The organism is Streptomyces sp. ACA25 (assembly GCF_028200735.1).
Classification (GTDB): domain Bacteria; phylum Actinomycetota; class Actinomycetes; order Streptomycetales; family Streptomycetaceae; genus Streptomyces.
In genome coordinates this window covers 16,099-30,818 of sequence record NZ_JAQKPV010000013.1, presented here as the reverse complement: position 1 = coordinate 30,818, position 14,720 = coordinate 16,099, and the positions used below count along the sequence as shown (strand labels likewise).

Sequence of the window (14,720 nt, the reverse complement as noted above, 5' to 3'; positions counted from 1 at the left end):
CTGCGCCGAACCGCGTCCAGCGAGGTCAGCCCAGGCGCTGGCTGATCACCTTGGTCACCCCGTCGCCCTGCATCGAGACGCCGTAGAGCGCGTCGGCGACCTCCATGGTCCGCTTCTGATGGGTGATCACGATCAGCTGGGAGCTGTCCTTGAGCTCCCGCATGATCCCGATCAGCCGCTGCAGGTTCGTGTCGTCCAGCGCCGCCTCCACCTCGTCCATGACGTAGAACGGGCTCGGCCGCGCCTTGAAGATGGACACCAGCAGGGCCACCGCGGTCAGCGAGCGCTCGCCTCCGGACAACAACGAGAGCCGCTTGACCTTCTTTCCCGGCGGCCGTGCCTCGACGTCCACCCCGGTGCTCAGCATGTCACCGGGGTCGGTCAGCACGAGGCGGCCCTCCCCGCCCGGAAACAGCCTGGCGAACACACCCTCGAACTCCCGGGCGGTGTCGTGGTACGCCTCGGTGAAGACCTGCTCCACCCGCTCATCGACCTCCCTGACCACCTGCAGCAGGTCGATGCGGGTCTTCTTCAGGTCCTCCAGCTGCTCACTGAGGAATTGGTGGCGCTCCTCGAGCGCCGCGAACTCCTCCAGCGCCAGCGGGTTGACCTTGCCCAGCTGCCGGAACGCCCGCTCGGCCGCCCGCAGCCGCTTCTCCTGCGCGCTCCGCACGAACGGCACCGGCCGGTTCCGTGGGTGCTGCGGATCCTCGGGCAGTTCCTCGCCCTCAGCCGGGGGCGAGGGAGGCACGAGCTGGCCGGGACCGTACTCGTCGACCAGCACGGCAGGTTCGACACCCAGCTCCTCCAGGGCCCGGCTCTCCAGTTGCTCGATCCGCAGGCGCTTCTCGGCCCCCAGCACCTCGCCGCGGTGCACCGAGTCGGTCAGCGCGTCCAGTTCGTCCTTGAGCTCCCGCCCCCGGTTCCGCTCCTCGGCGAGCAACTGCTCCCGCTCGGCCCGGGCCAGCTCGGCCGCCTCCCGGCCGGCCTCGGCCCGGGCCAGCGACACCTCGACGTGAGCCAGCAGCTGCCGCGCACCGGACGCCACGGCCGCGGCGACTTCCGTCTCATGACGCAGCCGCAGCCGCAGCCGCTCGGCACGCTCCCGGGCCTCCCGTTCGGCCCGCGCCGCCCGGTCCAGAGCATCCGCCCGTCCCGACAGGCCCCGCACCCGTTCCTCGTGGGTGCGCACCTGGAGCCGGGCTTCCATCTCGGACTGCCTGGCCCGGACCCCTTCGGCGGCCAGCCGGTCCCGCTCGGAGGTGTCCGGGTCCTCGTCACCGTCCGCCGACTCCTGGGCGACCTCCACCTGTGCCTCCAGCTCCTCGGCCTCACCGGTGGCTCGCTCCAGCGCTTCCTCGGCCCGGGACACGGCCTGCGCGCACCGCTCGGCCTCGTCCGCGGCGGCCCGCTCCCTTCCGCCCAGCCGCCCCAGGTCCTGCGCGTACCGGGACTTCTCCCGGTCGGCCGCGCCCCGACGCCGGTCCAGCTCCTCGGCCCGGGCCTCGCACTCCCGGCGCCGCTCCTTCGCCCGCGCGAGGACGTCGGCCAGCCCGGTGCACCGCTCCGCCAGCTCCGTCAGCTCGGCGGCGGCCTCGTCCACGGACGCCTGCACCTCCAGCAGGCTGGGGGCCCCGGCCGACCCGCCCCGGGCCACATGGCGGGCGAGCACATCACCGTCCCGGGTCACGGCGGTGAGGCCGGGTTGGGTGGCGAGCAGCTCCTCGGCATCCTCCAGCGTCCCGACGATCACCATGTCCCGCAGCAGCCGCCGGACCGCGGGCAGCAGACTGTCGGGGCCGCGCACCAGATCCTCCGCCCGGGGGAGCCCGCCCGTGCCTTCCCCCGCGGGCCCGGTCTCCGGCACCCGCGGGTCCTCCGGGGCGTCGCCCAGCAACATCACCGCCCGGCCCGCCTCCTGCTTGTGCAGCAGACGCAGCGCATCGGCGGCGGTGGCCGGGCCGTCCACCACCAGAGCATCCGCCGCTGCTCCGAGGGCGGCGGCCACCGCCACCTCGAAACCGGGCGTGACGCTGAGGAACTCGGCGACCGGGCCGAGCAGGCCGGGCGGCCGGGCGCCCGCGTCCAGCAGTGTGCCGGTGCCGTCCTTGCGCCGCAGTCCCAGGGCGAGGGCGTCGTGCCGGGCGGAGACCGCCGCCCGCTCCCGCTCCGCGGCGGTCAGGTCGTCCCGGGCGTCGTTCACCGCCGTCTCCGCTCCTGCGAGGTCCCGTACGGCAGCCTGGTGCTCCTCGGCGAGCTCGACATCTACGGCGTCGACGTCCGCCACCTCCGAGCGGAGCTCCGCGTGTTCCCTGGCGGCGGTGGCGGCCCGCTGCCGCGCCTCGTCGGCAGCTGCGGCCAGCCGGCCGATCTCGGCCCGGGCGGAGGCCGCCCGGCTGCGGGCGGCACCGGCCCGCCCCTGGAGGCGGGCCAGCTCCTCACGGCGATCGGCGAGAGCCCGGGCGGCGTCTCTCAGCCGCCGTTCCTCGACCGCCAGCTCGCGTTCCAGCCCGGCCCGGTGCTCCACCGTGTCCTCCAGCACCCGGCCCGCCTCCTCCAGGGCGGCCTCCAGCTCTGCCTCCTGCTCGCGGATCCGGGCGGCCTCCCGCTCGAGCTCGGCCGGCTCCCGGCCGGGGCGCTCGGCGGGGCGCTGAGCGCTCGCGCTCTTGACGCGGGCGTCGGCCAGGCTGATGGTGCCCCGCACCCGCTCGGCCAGCTGGGAGAGTTCGTGCCAGGTCTGCTGTGCCCGCCGGAGCCGCGGAGCCAGTGTGCGCACCTCCTGCTCGAGGGCGGCCTCCCGGCGCAGCGCGGCACGCAACCGCTCCTCGGCTGCCTCCTTGCGCTGCTTGAGAGCTGCCTCGTCGGCCACCTCCGTCCGCAACGCCTCCCGGAGGGCGACCAGGTCGTCGGCAAGCAGCCGGAGCCGGGCGTCCCGGAGGTCGGCCTGGATGACGGCGGCCCGGCGGGCCACCGCGGCCTGCCGTCCCAACGGCTTCAGCTGCCTCCGCAGTTCGTCGGTGAGGTCCTGGACTCGGGCGAGATTCGCCTGCATGGCGTCCAGTTTCCGCAGCGCCTTCTCTTTGCGCTTGCGGTGTTTGAGCACCCCAGCGGCCTCTTCGATGAAGGCCCGGCGGCCCATCGGGTCGGCGTGCAGCACCGAGTCGAGCTGCCCCTGGCCGACGATGACGTGCATCTCGCGGCCGATACCGGAGTCGGAGAGCAGTTCCTGGAGGTCGAGCAGTCTGCAGGTGTCCCCGTTGATCTGGTACTCGCTGCCACCGTTGCGGAACATGATCCGGGTGAGGGTGACTTCGGCGTACTCGATGGGCAGCGCGCCGTCCGCGTTGTCGATGGTGAGAGAGACCTCAGCCCGTCCCAGGGGCGGGCGGCCGGTGGTCCCGGCGAAGATGACGTCCTCCATCTTGCCGCCCCGCAGGGACTTGGCGCCCTGCTCACCCATCACCCAGGACAGCGCGTCCACGACGTTGGACTTGCCGGAGCCGTTGGGGCCCACCACGCAGGTGATGCCGGGCTCGAAGCGCAGGGTCGTCGCCGACGCGAAGGACTTGAAGCCCCGCAGGGTCAGGCTCTTGAGGTGCACGCCTTCGGACTCTACCGGCCGGCTTCCCCCGCTCCCCCGTTTCGACGCGGAGGATGGGGGGCAGATCCCTCAGTAACCGCATCCGCCCCGCACCTCACCGACTCCTCGTCCCCCGCCTGCCATCGTCCCCGGTGCGGCACGTCCGCGACATGACGAAGGGACGCCGAAGCGTCCCTCGCATTCTCTGTAGGCAGCTGTGCCGCACTCGCCCGGTTCGGGTCAGGTGAGAGCGGGTTCTGCCTGGGGCATGTCGATGCCGTCGAGCACCGAGTCACTGTGCCGAACAGCGGCGGCCAGCGCGTCGTTCTCAGCCTGTACCCGGACGAGCTGGGTTTCCAGGTCCTGGACGCGCTGCTGTAGCCGTCGCATCTCGGCAAGGACACGGGGGTCGTAGCCGCCGACGTGACCGAGAAGCGCCTTTGCCATGATGGATGGTCCTCCACACTGAGTGACCGACCGAAGCCGTTGGTGGGTCATGAGAGATGGCTCCCGCGCGTCCGCGCCGTGCAGTGGGACAAGGGCACACAGCACAGGTGCGCGGGACTTTCAGCGTCTCACTTTATGAAGAGACGGTCAACACGATCACACGCTGTATCGCCGGGGGCGCCTCGACGGCACGGGCCGCACGCTCAGGGGCGACGGCCTTGTCCGGAGTACCCGGCGGGGTTCGTTGATCACTCGCTGTGCCGCAGCTTCGCACGTCGGAGTCGTATTGGCAACCGGTTACCACCACTTTCCCGGACCGTCCGAGGCGCCCGTCAGCGGATGGTGAACGCCGCGTACCCCCCGCGCGGTGTGGCCCAGATCTCGGTCACGCCCACGACCGTGCCGGGAGTGTCGCCCTCCCGCAGCCACTGCAGGAGGCGTTCGCAACGGTCCCCGGGGCCTTCGGCCACCACTTGGACGCGTCCGTCCTCCAGGTTGAGCACGAAGCCTTTCAGCTCGCCGATGGCCAGCGCACGCGCCCGGGTGAACCACCGGAAGCCAACTCCCTGGACGCGCCCCCGCACCCACACCGTCAGGCGGGCGGAGGTCCCGGGCGGGGGCTCTGCGGAGGTCGGGTCGGGGGGTGCAAGCCGGCTCATGTGGCGCACGTTATCCGGCCCGATCCGTACCCGGGTACTCCAGCCCTGGGCGGCGATGGCGTACAGTCCACCCGCAGAACTCACTCTTACGGGTGAACAATGTGATTGTCGAGAAAACAGAGGACGGTGCAGCCGATGGGAAGCCATCGACGTACCCCCCCGGCCGCTGCCCGGCACCGCCGGCAGAGCCCGGCCCGCACCGGGCTGCTCGGTGCCTCCGCCGCCCTGACCCTCGGGGCCATGGCGATGGGAACGGGGCTGGTGCCCGGTCCCGGAGAGAGCTTCACCTTCGACAACACCGGTGATCCGCAGGCCCAGGAACGTGAGGACCGCGTCGCGGACACCTCGACCTCCCTGGCGGACCGCCACGAGACCACTTCCCCGAGCCGCGCCTACGACCGGCCCGCCGGCCCGGAGACTCCACAGGCGTCGGAGCCCTCGAAGACAGCCGAACCGTCGAAGAAGCCGAAGCCCACCGAGGAACCCACCCCCGAGGCCTCGGAGACCACCGAGGAGGCTCCGCCACCCAGTTCCTCGGCCCCGGCCCCGGCCCCGGAGACCTCCCAGCCCGCGGCTCCGCCGCCCAGTTCGTCCGCTCCGGCCTCCACACCCGCCTCGCCCAGCGAGGCGCCCGTGCCCAAGGCCGCCGACGCCGTGCTGCAACTGGTCAACCAGGAGCGGGCGAAGGCCGGCTGCCGCCCGCTGAGTCACGACCCGGCGCTCGCGGACGTGGCCCAGGCCTTCAGCCGGGACATGGCCGAGCGGAACTTTTTCTCCCACACCGATCCGGACGGCCGCAGCCCCTGGGACCGCGCCGAGGCCGCGAACGTCAAGAACATGGGCGGGGAGAACATAGCCCGCGGCCAGCAGACCGCGGAGGCCGTGATGCAGTCCTGGATGAACAGCGAGGGCCACCGCGCCAACATCCTCAACTGCGACTTCAAGACCCTGGGGGTGGGCGTGCACACGGCGTCCGGCGGCCCCTGGTGGACACAGGCCTTCGGCTACTGACGGTTGCTGCGCCGCGGACGGCTTCAGCCCGTCCGCGGCGGGCGCTGACAGCGCGGGCAGAAGTAACTGGAGCGGTTCATCCACGGCAGCCGGCGCAGCGGCGTGGCGCAGCGGTTGCAGGGCTCACCCTCCCGGCCGTAGGCGTCCAGGGAGCGCGCGAAGTACCCCGACTCCCCGTTGACCTGGACGTAGAGGCTGTCGAAGCTGGTGCCGCCCGCTGCCAGCGCCTCCGTCATCACCTCGCGGATGTGGCCGAGCAGCTCCGCGGTGCGAGGGCGGGTGAGCGTCGCGGTGGGACGCTCGAAGTGCAGCCGGCACCGCCACAACGCCTCGTCCGCGTAGATGTTGCCCACCCCGCTGATCAGCGTCTGATCCAGCAACGCCCGCTTGACGGTGGTGCGGCGGCGGCGCAGCGCGGCGTGGAAGGCCGCCTCGTCGAAGGCGTCGTCCAGCGGGTCCCGGGCAATGTGGGCGATGATCTCCGGCAGCCCTTCGGGGTCGCCGGGCACGGTGCTGTGCACCGACAGCCCTCCGAAGGTCCGCTGATCGACGAACCTGAGCTCCCCGCCCGCCGGGTCGTCGAATCCGATGCGTACCCGCAGGTGCTTCTCGCGCGGGGTGTCCGGCTGCTGGATGAGCAACTGCCCGCTCATGCCGAGGTGGGCCAGGAGTGCGTGGTCCTCCCCCGCAAGGGGCATCCACAGGTACTTGCCCCGGCGCCTGGGCGCGGCGAGGGTCCGGCCGGCCAGCCGGCCGGAGAAATCCCGGGGGCCGCCGAGGTGGCGGCGGACCGCCCGGGGGTGCAGCACCTCGGCCTCGCCGACGGTGCGCCCCGCCACCCAGCGGTCGAGGCCGCGTCTGACGACCTCGACCTCGGGCAGCTCAGGCAACGGACTCGGTTTCTCCGGGGTCGGCGGCGCGAATCGCCCGCCAGGCGGTCTCGGCCGCCTGCTGCTCGGCTTCCTTCTTGCTGCGGCCGGTGCCGGTGCCGTACGTGACGCCTCCGACGCGAGCGGCAGCAGTGAAGGTCTTCGCATGGTCGGGGCCGGACTCGGTGATCACGTACTCGGGCACACCGAGACTCCGGGCGGCGCTGAGCTCCTGGAGACTCGTCTTCCAGTCCAGGCCGGCGCCGAGACCGGCGGAGCGTTCGATCATGGCGTCGAAGAGCCGGTGCACGAACTCGTCCGCGGCGGCCAGCCCTCGGTCGAGATAGACGGCGCCGATCACCGCCTCGAGGGTGTCCGCGAGGATGGATGCCTTGTCCCGCCCCCCGGTACCCTCCTCGCCCCGTCCGAGCCGGACGAAGGAGCCCAGCTCGAGGCCGCGCGCGACTTCGGCGAGGGCACGGGAGTTGACCACCGCCGCCCGGAGCTTCGCGAGCTGGCCCTCGGGCAGCTCGGGGTGCTTCCGGTAGAGGGTGTCGGTGACCACCAGTCCGAGCACCGAGTCCCCGAGGAACTCCAGCCGCTCGTTGGTGGGCAGGCCGCCGTTCTCGTAGGCGAAGCTGCGGTGCGTCAGGGCGCGCACCAGAAGGGCGGAATCGAGGCGATACCCGATCCGCCCTTCCAGGACCGCGTGGGGCGAGGCTGCGTCCGCCTGTTCCTCGCCCGCCGGGACCGGCGGGGAGGACGTGTGGGCGTGCGACATGGAGCCTGTCACCCGCCGATCAGACCTCGAGGACCTGGCGACGGTTGTACGTGCCGCAGTTGGAGCACGCGGTGTGCTGCAGCTTCGGCTCCTGGCAGCGCTCGCACGAGGCCAGGTTGGGGACCGCAGCCTTCCACTGCGACCGGCGGTGGCGCGTGTTGCTGCGCGACATCTTCCGCTTCGGAACAGCCACGGCTACTTCTCCTGTGGTTCGTCCCCGCGCGTGCGGGGAGGCTTTTCCTGGTCTGCGTCTCGCCCGCCGGGACGCATGGTCCCGGCCAGCTCCTGCAGGGCCGCCCAACGGATGTCGACGGCTTCGTCGTGATGGTGCTCCGGGTCGTCCGCGAGCCTGAACCCGCATGCGGGGCACAGGCCGGGGCAGTCTTCCCGGCACACCGGCTGCAGCGGCAGTGACAGCACCACCGCATCCCGCAGCACGGGCTCGAGGTCGAACAGGTCGGCCTCCAGCACGTACGTCTCGCTCTCCTCGGACTCCTCGACGTCGTCAGCCGGTGCCGCACGGCGGTACCGGCTCTCGGCGTCGGGGTAGGAGAACAATTCCTGGAAATCGGCTTCGCCTGTGCGGCTCACCGGCTCCAGACACCTTACGCACTCGCCCTCCAGCGGCACTTCGGCGGTACCGGTGACCAGTACCCCCTCCATGACCGACTCCAGCCGGAGCTCCAGCTCCACCGGGGCGCCTTCCGGCACTCCGATGACCTCGATTCCGAGAGAGGCCGGAGCGTCAACCGTGCGGGAAACCCTCTTGAGCGCGCCCGGCCGCCTCCCCAGCTCGCGTGTGTCGAACACGAGGGGGTCGCGGTGATTCAGGGCGGCGTTCAGGGGTTCCTGCTTTCTCCATGAGGTCTCGGGCCGAGGGCCGGGGCCGACTCCTGACGGGAGGACGGACCCGGGTGGCTGCGGTCGCGGACGACGCCACGACCGAAGGGACAGAATACTTCACCGCCGGCCCACGGCCCAATTGGGCCGGGTGCCCGATCACAGCGGTGCGGTCAGCGGCCCTGTTCGTACCGGCGCAACTGCTCGGCATCGATCATCTGGGTGTCGAAGAAACTGGTCTCCTCCAGCGCCCCGCCGCTCCGGTGACCGGCCAGCTGCTGGTACTGGGACTGCTGGTAATCCTGGGACTGCTGATACTGGGCCTGCTGGTACTCCGGGGACTGCTGGGCGTAGCCGTAGCCCGGTCCGGCCTGTGCGTAGGCGTCCTGGCCGGCCGGGGCGGAGGGGTGGCGGTCCTCCTGCGCGGGAGCGTAAGGGCGCGGTTCGTAGCCGCCGTTCCCGTAGGGCTCCTGGCGGTAGCCGCCCTGGCTGTCCCGGTAGTCATGCGAGGCCGGGCTCTCCCGGTCCGGCGCGCCACCGGGGGCCCGGCCGAAGTAGCCACCGTCGTCCTCGGCCTCCTGCGGCCCGCCCTGCGAGGGCAGGTGGTCCATCAACTCGTCGCTGGGACGGTGGCCGGTGAGCTTGAGACGCCCGCGGCCGACCGCCTCCAGGGTCTTGCGGAGCACCGCCTCGATCGCGCTGAACTGGGCGTCCACATAGGCGTCGGCCCGGTCGAGCAGTTCCTGGGGGTCACCGCCCGCCCGGTCGGGGCCGAGCAGCTTGTCACGGCCCCGGTCCACCGAGCCGATGGTCTTCCCGAGGACGACCTCGAAGTTGGCCAGCTTGCTGTCCACGTAGTCGTCGGCCTCGGCCTTGCTCTCCGCGGCGTCCCGGCGTGCCTCCTCCAGGATCCGGGACGCCTCCGCCCGGGCCTGCTGCACGATCTCGGTGCCTCCCACGAGCGAACCCCGCTCGTGGTGTGCCGCCTCGACGATCCGGCGCGCCTCCTGCTGGGCCTCGGCGACGACCTGTTCCCGGTCGCCGAGCACTTCGCGGGCTTGTGCCAGGGAACCGGGAAGCGCCTCGCGGAGCTCCTCGATCCGGGCGAGCAGATCCTTGCGGTTGATGACGCAGGAGGCCGACATGGGCATGGCCTTCGCGCCCTCCACGGAGGCGGCGATCTCATCGAGCTTCTGCTGTACGTCCACGGCTACGACTGTACGGGCTGCGCGACCGGGCAGGACAGCCAAGTGAGCACGGGACCACCCGCTCAGGGCTTGCGGAGCCGCTCGTACAGCGCGCCCAGGACCGGCTCGGGCACCAGGTGCGAGACGTCGCCGCCCCAGGTGGCGACCTCCTTGACCAGGCTGGAGGAGAGAAAGCTGTAGGTGGGGTTGGTGGGGACGAACAGCGTCTCCACCCCGGAGAGCCCGATGTTCATCTGTGCCATCTGGAGCTCGTAGTCGAAGTCGCTGACCGCCCGCAGCCCCTTCACGATGGCCGGGATGTCGCGCTGCCGGCAGTACTCGACGAGCAGCCCGTGGAAGGCCTCCACCTCGACGTTGCCGTAGTGCGCGGTGACCTCCTTGATCAGCGCGATGCGCTCGTCGACCGTGAACAGCCCCTGCTTCGACTTGTTGATCATCACGGCGACGTGCACCACGTCGTAGAGCTTCGACGCCCGGCCGATGATGTCGACATGACCATTGGTGATGGGGTCGAAGGACCCGGGACACACTGCGCGGCGCAACGGTCTCTCCTCGCTCTTCCGACCCGTCATGACCGGTCGGTAACCTCTATATCGGCGGCGCGACCGTACCAGAGGGTGCCTTCGCCGTAGCGGCGGGAGCGCAGTTCCTCGTAGCCGGCCGGCCAGCGGAACGTTCCGCCTCGGGTGCTGCGCTCCACGGTGACCAATGCGCCGCCGGTGAGCCACCCCTGCGTACGGAGTGTGAGCAGAATCTCCCGCACGACCTCGTCGGTCACCGGGTAAGGAGGGTCGAGAAACGCCAGGTCGTACCGCTCTCCCGGAGCCGGTCCGGCGAGGATCTGCTCGGCCCGGGCGCTGCGCACCTCGGCGCCGGGCAGGCCGAGCGCGCGCACGTTGTCGCGGACGGTCCGGGCCGCCCGGCCATCGGCCTCCACCAGCAGGGCATGCGCGGCCCCCCGGGAGAGCGCCTCCAGCCCCACAGCGCCGGAGCCCGCGTAGAGATCCAGCACCCGGGCTCCGTCCAGCGGCCCGGACAGCGCCTCCCAACTGGAAAAGAGCCCTTCCCGCGCACGGTCGGAGGTCGGCCGGGTGCCACGGCCCGGTGGCACGGCGAGTCGTCGTCCGCCTGCGCTGCCGGCGATCACACGGGTCATCGACTGCTCTCTCCCGGTCCGGTGCCTGCGCGGAGCCGGCACACCTGGCGCCGGCTGTCCGGGCACCACGCTATACGGCGGCAGCGGCACGCCTCCGGCCGAACCGCGCACCGTGCGCACCGGCCCGCACGGCGGGGGCCCGGCCCGGCGGCTCAGCCCTTGTCGAGATACTGCTCACGGTCCGCGTCCAGCAGCGACGCGAGCGCCGCGCGGAGCTCCGGGGAGCTCTCCAGGCCGGGGTCCCGCCCGACCAGGGCGGTGGCCTCCGCACGGGCCTCCGCGATGATGTCCTCGTCCTCGATCACGGCGAGCATCCGCAGCGAGCTCCGGCCGCCGGACTGGGCCTGCCCCAGCACGTCACCCTCGCGGCGCTGCTCCAGGTCGATCCGGGACAGCTCGAAGCCGTCCAGCGTGCCGGCCACCGCGTCCAGCCGGGCGCGGGCCGGGCTGCCCTCCGGCATCTCGGACACCAGCAGGCAGAGCCCCGCCGCCGCACCACGGCCCACCCGGCCGCGCAGCTGGTGCAGCTGGGAGACACCGAACCGGTCCGCGTCCATGATCACCATGACGGTGGCGTTGGGAACGTTGACCCCGACCTCGATGACCGTGGTGGCGACCAGGACGTCCACCGACCCGTCGGTGAAGCGGCGCATCAGGTCCTCCTTGGCCTCCGGCGCCATCCTGCCGTGCAGAACGGCCACCCGGAGCCCCTTCAGCGGACCGCCGGACAGCTCCGCGGCCACGTCCAGCACGGCCAGCGGCGGACGCCGCGCGTCCTCCCCCGCCTCTCCGGCTTCCTCCTCGGCGGTCTCCCCTTCGGCGGGTGCCCCGGCGGCCCCGGCGGGACCGCTCTCCTCACCGATCCGCGGGCACACGACGTACACCTGATGACCGGCGGCGACCTCCTCCCGGACACGCTCCCAGGCGCGGGTCAGGAAGTGCGGCCGGTCCGCCACCGGCACCACGTGGCTGGCGATCGGGGACCGCCCGGCAGGCAGTTCGTCGAGTACGGAGGTCTCCAGGTCCCCGAAGACCGTCATGGCGACCGTCCGCGGAATCGGAGTGGCCGTCATGACCAGCAGGTGCGGCGGCTGCCTGCCCTTGGAACGCAGGGCGTCCCGCTGCTCGACGCCGAACCGGTGCTGCTCGTCCACCACGACCAGGCCCAGGTCGTGGAACTGCACCTTGTCCTCGATGAGCGCGTGGGTGCCGATGACGATCCCGGCCTCCCCGGTGACCAGGTCGAGCAGGGCCCTGCGCCGTGCCGTCACGCCCATCGATCCGGTGAGGAGCACCACCTTCGTGCCCTGCTCCGCCCCGCCGAGCATCCCGCCCTCGGCCAGCTCGCCCATCATTTCGGTGAGCGAACGGTGGTGCTGCTGAGCCAGGACCTCGGTGGGCGCGAGCAGCGCCGCCTGGCCACCGGAGTCGACGACGGTGAGCATGGCCCGCAGCGCGACCAGGGTCTTGCCGGAGCCCACCTCCCCCTGGAGCAGCCGGTGCATGGGGTGCGCGGCGGCCAGGCCGTCGAGGATCTCCCGGCTGACCCGCTGCTGGCCACCGGTGAGCGTGAACGGCAGCTTCGCGTCGAAGGAGTGCAGGAGGCCGTCCTCCCGGGGCAGCCGGGGAACGGCGGGCAGCTGCGCGTCGGCGTGCCGGCGGCGGGCCAGCGCGGTCTGCAGGACGAACGCCTCGTCCCACTTCAGGCGCTCCCTCGCGGCGGCGACCTCGGCCCGGCTCCGCGGCCGGTGGACCGCGAGCAGCGCGTCCGTCAGCGGCAGCAGCCCACGCCCGGCGCACAGCTGGCCGGGCAGCGGGTCGGTCACCCCCGCCCAGCCGGTGGCCACCATGGAGTCGAGCAGCGTCGCCACCGCCTTGGCGATACGCCAGGACTCCAGCTGTTTGCAGGCCGGATAGAGCGGGAGCAGCTTGTTGGCGAAGGCGTCCACGGCCGCGGGATCGCTCTCGGCGTCGAGGAGCTCGTAGGCCGGGTGGGAGAGCTGTCGTTTGTGGTGGAAGACGGAGACCTTGCCCGCGAACATGGCCCGCCGGCCGGGCAGCAGCCGCTGCCGGTGGTAGCCGGCGCGGGCGAAGAAGACGAGCTGCAGGCGTCCGGTGCCGTCGGTGATCGTCACCTCGAGCCGCTGTCCCCGGCCCTTGTTGTAGGACAGGATCCGCGCGTCGGCGACCTCTGCCACGACGGTGGCGTGCTCGTCCAGCGGCAGGTCGCCGAGCCGGGTGAGCTCGCCCCGTTCCGCGTACCGCCGCGGGTAGTGGTGCAGCAGGTCACCGGCGGTGCGCAGGCCGAGGTGGTCGGCCATCACCTTCGCGGTGCTGCCGCCGACGAGGTTCTTGAGGGGATCTGACAGTGCGGACACCCTCCCATCCTTGCGCACCGCGGTGACAGCTCCGGGAGGACGGCGCCCACTCCGGCTCACTCCACGCCGATGAGCAACGGCGCGCTCTGCCGTCCTTCGTAGACGACGGTGTCCACGCCCAGGTGCCCCTGGCGCACCCGGTCCGCCAGGCGGGCCGCGAGCGCCGTCGGGGCGGGCGAGCCGAGGACCAGGGTGACCAGCTCACCGCCGGCGGACAGCATCCGTGCCAGGACCTCCGCCGCCACCGGGTCCGGGTCGCTGCCGATGATCGCCACATCACCGTCCACGAGGCCGAGCACGTCCCCGGCCTCGCAGATACCGGCCGAGGTCCAGGCCTGCCGTTCGGCGACGGTCACCTCACCGAAACGGGTGGCCCCTGCGGCCGAGGTCATGGCGACGACGTCCTCATCGAAACGGCGGTCCGGGGTGTGCACGGCCAGCGCCGCTATGCCCTGCACCGGGGAACGGGTGGGGATGACAGCGACCCGGACTCCGGATGCCCGGGCCTGCTCCGCGGCGGCTGCGGCGGCGTGCCGCAGCTGGTCGTCGTTGGGGAGCAGCACGACCTCGCGGGCGTGTGTGCGCAGCAGCGCGGCAGCCAGTTCGCCACTGCCGGGCGGCTCCCCCGGACGCACGGTCAGAGCGGTGGCGCCCGCCTCTTCGCAGAGAGCGGCGAGTCCTTCGCCGGGCATGAGCGAGACGACGGCCCGGGTGGCGTGTGCGGACGGTGGGGGGACGCCGAGGTGAGTGATGCGGATCCGGTGCGGCCGGCCGGCCTCGATCCCTGCCTCCACGGCGGCCCCGGGCTCGTGGGTGTGGACGTGGACGTTCCACAGCCCGTCGCCGCCCACCACGACCAGGGAGTCGCCCAGCGTGTCGAGCCGGCCTCGCAGCAGGCGCACCGCGTCGTCGGTGGAGTCCAGCAGATAGATCACCTCGAAACCGCCGCCGGAGCCGGGATCCGTCCCGGTGGCCGGGGGCGCGCAGGCGGCCTGCGGCGCGGCGGCTCCGCCGGCCGTACGTTCCAGGCCGTGGTGCCGGGTGGGGTCCGGCGCCCGGCCGGAGAGCGCCGCGTCCAGGGCGTCGAGGACGGTGACGAGACCGCTGCCACCGGCGTCGACCACTCCGGCCCGGGCCAGTACGTCCAGCTGCCCCGGCGTCTCGGCGAGTGCGGTCCTGGCGCCCGTGCAGGCCGCTCCCGCCACCTCGGCGAGCCGTCCTGGCGCGTGCTCGGCGGCGTCGGCGGCGGCGGTGGCCACCGTGAGCATGGTGCCCTCCACCGGGTGGGCGACGGCCTCGTAGGCCGAGCGCGCGGCTTGCCGCAGTGCGTGGCGCAGGGTGTCGGCGTCCGGTTCCCGGCCGGCCTCGGCAAGCACCCCGGCCATGCCTCGCAACAGCTGCGCCAGGATCGTCCCGGAGTTGCCGTGGGCGCCGATCAGGGCACCGTGCGCCATGCTCCGCACCGCCTCGGCCAGGGTGGGGTCCCCGGCGGCCGACGCCTCGACGGCCTGAGCCGCGGACTCGACGGTGAGGTAGAGGTTGGTGCCGGTGTCCCCGTCGGCGACCGGGTAGACATTGATCGCGTCGATGTCCTCCCGGGCCCGGCCGAGGCCGTCGAGAGCGAACCGGCACCAGCGTCGGACCGCGGCAGCGTCCAGCGGTTGCGGCACGGGCGGACCTCCCGGGAGCGGAGCGGATGACCGGTGCAGCAGCCTATGCCCGGGGGGCCCGTCCCGGCGCACCGGTACGGAGCGCCCCGGGGGATTTCACCGAGAGGGAACGGACGGGGTA

Annotated in this window: 13 protein-coding genes; 1 reads left to right on the top strand and 12 read right to left on the bottom strand. The window is 72.5% G+C overall.

What is annotated here, in order from left to right:
* Nucleotides 1-25 precede the first annotated feature (25 nt).
* From smc to PJ985_RS18905, 3 genes are all read right to left on the bottom strand, one after another.
* On the bottom strand, nt 26-3,601 hold the full coding sequence (gene smc / locus PJ985_RS18915; RefSeq protein WP_271685029.1) for a chromosome segregation protein SMC: 3,576 nt from the start codon (nt 3,599-3,601) through the stop codon (nt 26-28).
* A 219-nt stretch (nt 3,602-3,820) separates the two neighbouring features.
* A complete protein-coding gene (locus PJ985_RS18910; protein ID WP_271685028.1) occupies nt 3,821-4,027 on the bottom strand; it encodes a hypothetical protein in 207 nt (68 codons plus the stop codon).
* A 332-nt stretch (nt 4,028-4,359) separates the two neighbouring features.
* Nucleotides 4,360-4,686, bottom strand: a complete 327-nt coding sequence (locus PJ985_RS18905; protein WP_271685027.1) for an acylphosphatase — start codon at nt 4,684-4,686, stop codon at nt 4,360-4,362.
* A 135-nt stretch (nt 4,687-4,821) separates the two neighbouring features.
* On the opposite strand from PJ985_RS18905, the gene PJ985_RS18900 reads away from it, so the two are divergent.
* Nucleotides 4,822-5,697 (top strand): CAP domain-containing protein, encoded by an 876-nt coding sequence (locus PJ985_RS18900; RefSeq protein ID WP_271685026.1) that lies wholly within the window; start codon nt 4,822-4,824, stop codon nt 5,695-5,697.
* A gap of 23 nt (nt 5,698-5,720) precedes the next feature.
* On the opposite strand, the gene mutM is transcribed toward PJ985_RS18900, so the two are convergent.
* The 9 genes from mutM to PJ985_RS18855 form a co-directional block, all read right to left on the bottom strand.
* Nucleotides 5,721-6,587 (bottom strand): bifunctional DNA-formamidopyrimidine glycosylase/DNA-(apurinic or apyrimidinic site) lyase, encoded by an 867-nt coding sequence (gene mutM / locus PJ985_RS18895; RefSeq protein ID WP_271685025.1) that lies wholly within the window; start codon nt 6,585-6,587, stop codon nt 5,721-5,723.
* On the bottom strand, nt 6,580-7,347 hold the full coding sequence (gene rnc, locus PJ985_RS18890; RefSeq protein WP_271685024.1) for a ribonuclease III: 768 nt from the start codon (nt 7,345-7,347) through the stop codon (nt 6,580-6,582). The genes mutM and rnc overlap by 8 nt, the downstream gene beginning before the upstream one ends.
* Before the next feature lie 19 nt (nt 7,348-7,366).
* Nucleotides 7,367-7,540 carry a 50S ribosomal protein L32 gene (gene rpmF / locus PJ985_RS18885; protein ID WP_271685023.1) on the bottom strand — a complete coding sequence of 58 codons (174 nt, stop codon included), beginning with the start codon at nt 7,538-7,540 and terminating at the stop codon, nt 7,367-7,369.
* A 2-nt stretch (nt 7,541-7,542) separates the two neighbouring features.
* The gene (locus PJ985_RS18880; protein ID WP_271685133.1) at nt 7,543-8,190 is read right to left on the bottom strand and encodes a YceD family protein; all 648 of its coding nucleotides are present in this window, start codon (nt 8,188-8,190) and stop codon (nt 7,543-7,545) included.
* A 170-nt stretch (nt 8,191-8,360) separates the two neighbouring features.
* Nucleotides 8,361-9,395, bottom strand: a complete 1,035-nt coding sequence (locus PJ985_RS18875; protein WP_271685022.1) for an ATP synthase F0 subunit B — start codon at nt 9,393-9,395, stop codon at nt 8,361-8,363.
* A 62-nt stretch (nt 9,396-9,457) separates the two neighbouring features.
* On the bottom strand, nt 9,458-9,937 hold the full coding sequence (gene coaD, locus PJ985_RS18870; protein ID WP_271685132.1) for a pantetheine-phosphate adenylyltransferase: 480 nt from the start codon (nt 9,935-9,937) through the stop codon (nt 9,458-9,460).
* Nucleotides 9,938-9,963: 26 nt separating this feature from the next.
* On the bottom strand, nt 9,964-10,551 hold the full coding sequence (gene rsmD / locus PJ985_RS18865; protein WP_271685021.1) for a 16S rRNA (guanine(966)-N(2))-methyltransferase RsmD: 588 nt from the start codon (nt 10,549-10,551) through the stop codon (nt 9,964-9,966).
* Between the two features lie 152 nt (nt 10,552-10,703).
* On the bottom strand, nt 10,704-12,872 hold the full coding sequence (gene recG / locus PJ985_RS18860; protein WP_443033532.1) for an ATP-dependent DNA helicase RecG: 2,169 nt from the start codon (nt 12,870-12,872) through the stop codon (nt 10,704-10,706).
* A gap of 113 nt (nt 12,873-12,985) precedes the next feature.
* A complete protein-coding gene (locus tag PJ985_RS18855; protein WP_271685019.1) occupies nt 12,986-14,599 on the bottom strand; it encodes a DAK2 domain-containing protein in 1,614 nt (537 codons plus the stop codon).
* Nucleotides 14,600-14,720: the final 121 nt, after the last annotated feature.

Excerpts from the sequence above, each read along its gene's own strand:
- PJ985_RS18905 (WP_271685027.1), bottom strand. The coding sequence starts at position 4,686 with ATGAGCCGGCTTGCACCCCCCGACCCGACCTCCGCAGAGCCCCCGCCC.
- rsmD (WP_271685021.1), bottom strand. The coding sequence starts at position 10,551 with ATGACCCGTGTGATCGCCGGCAGCGCAGGCGGACGACGACTCGCCGTG.
- PJ985_RS18910 (WP_271685028.1), bottom strand. The coding sequence starts at position 4,027 with ATGGCAAAGGCGCTTCTCGGTCACGTCGGCGGCTACGACCCCCGTGTC.
- rnc (WP_271685024.1), bottom strand. The coding sequence starts at position 7,347 with ATGTCGCACGCCCACACGTCCTCCCCGCCGGTCCCGGCGGGCGAGGAA.
- PJ985_RS18900 (WP_271685026.1), top strand. The coding sequence starts at position 4,822 with ATGGGAAGCCATCGACGTACCCCCCCGGCCGCTGCCCGGCACCGCCGG.
- recG (WP_443033532.1), bottom strand. The coding sequence starts at position 12,872 with ATGGCCGACCACCTCGGCCTGCGCACCGCCGGTGACCTGCTGCACCAC.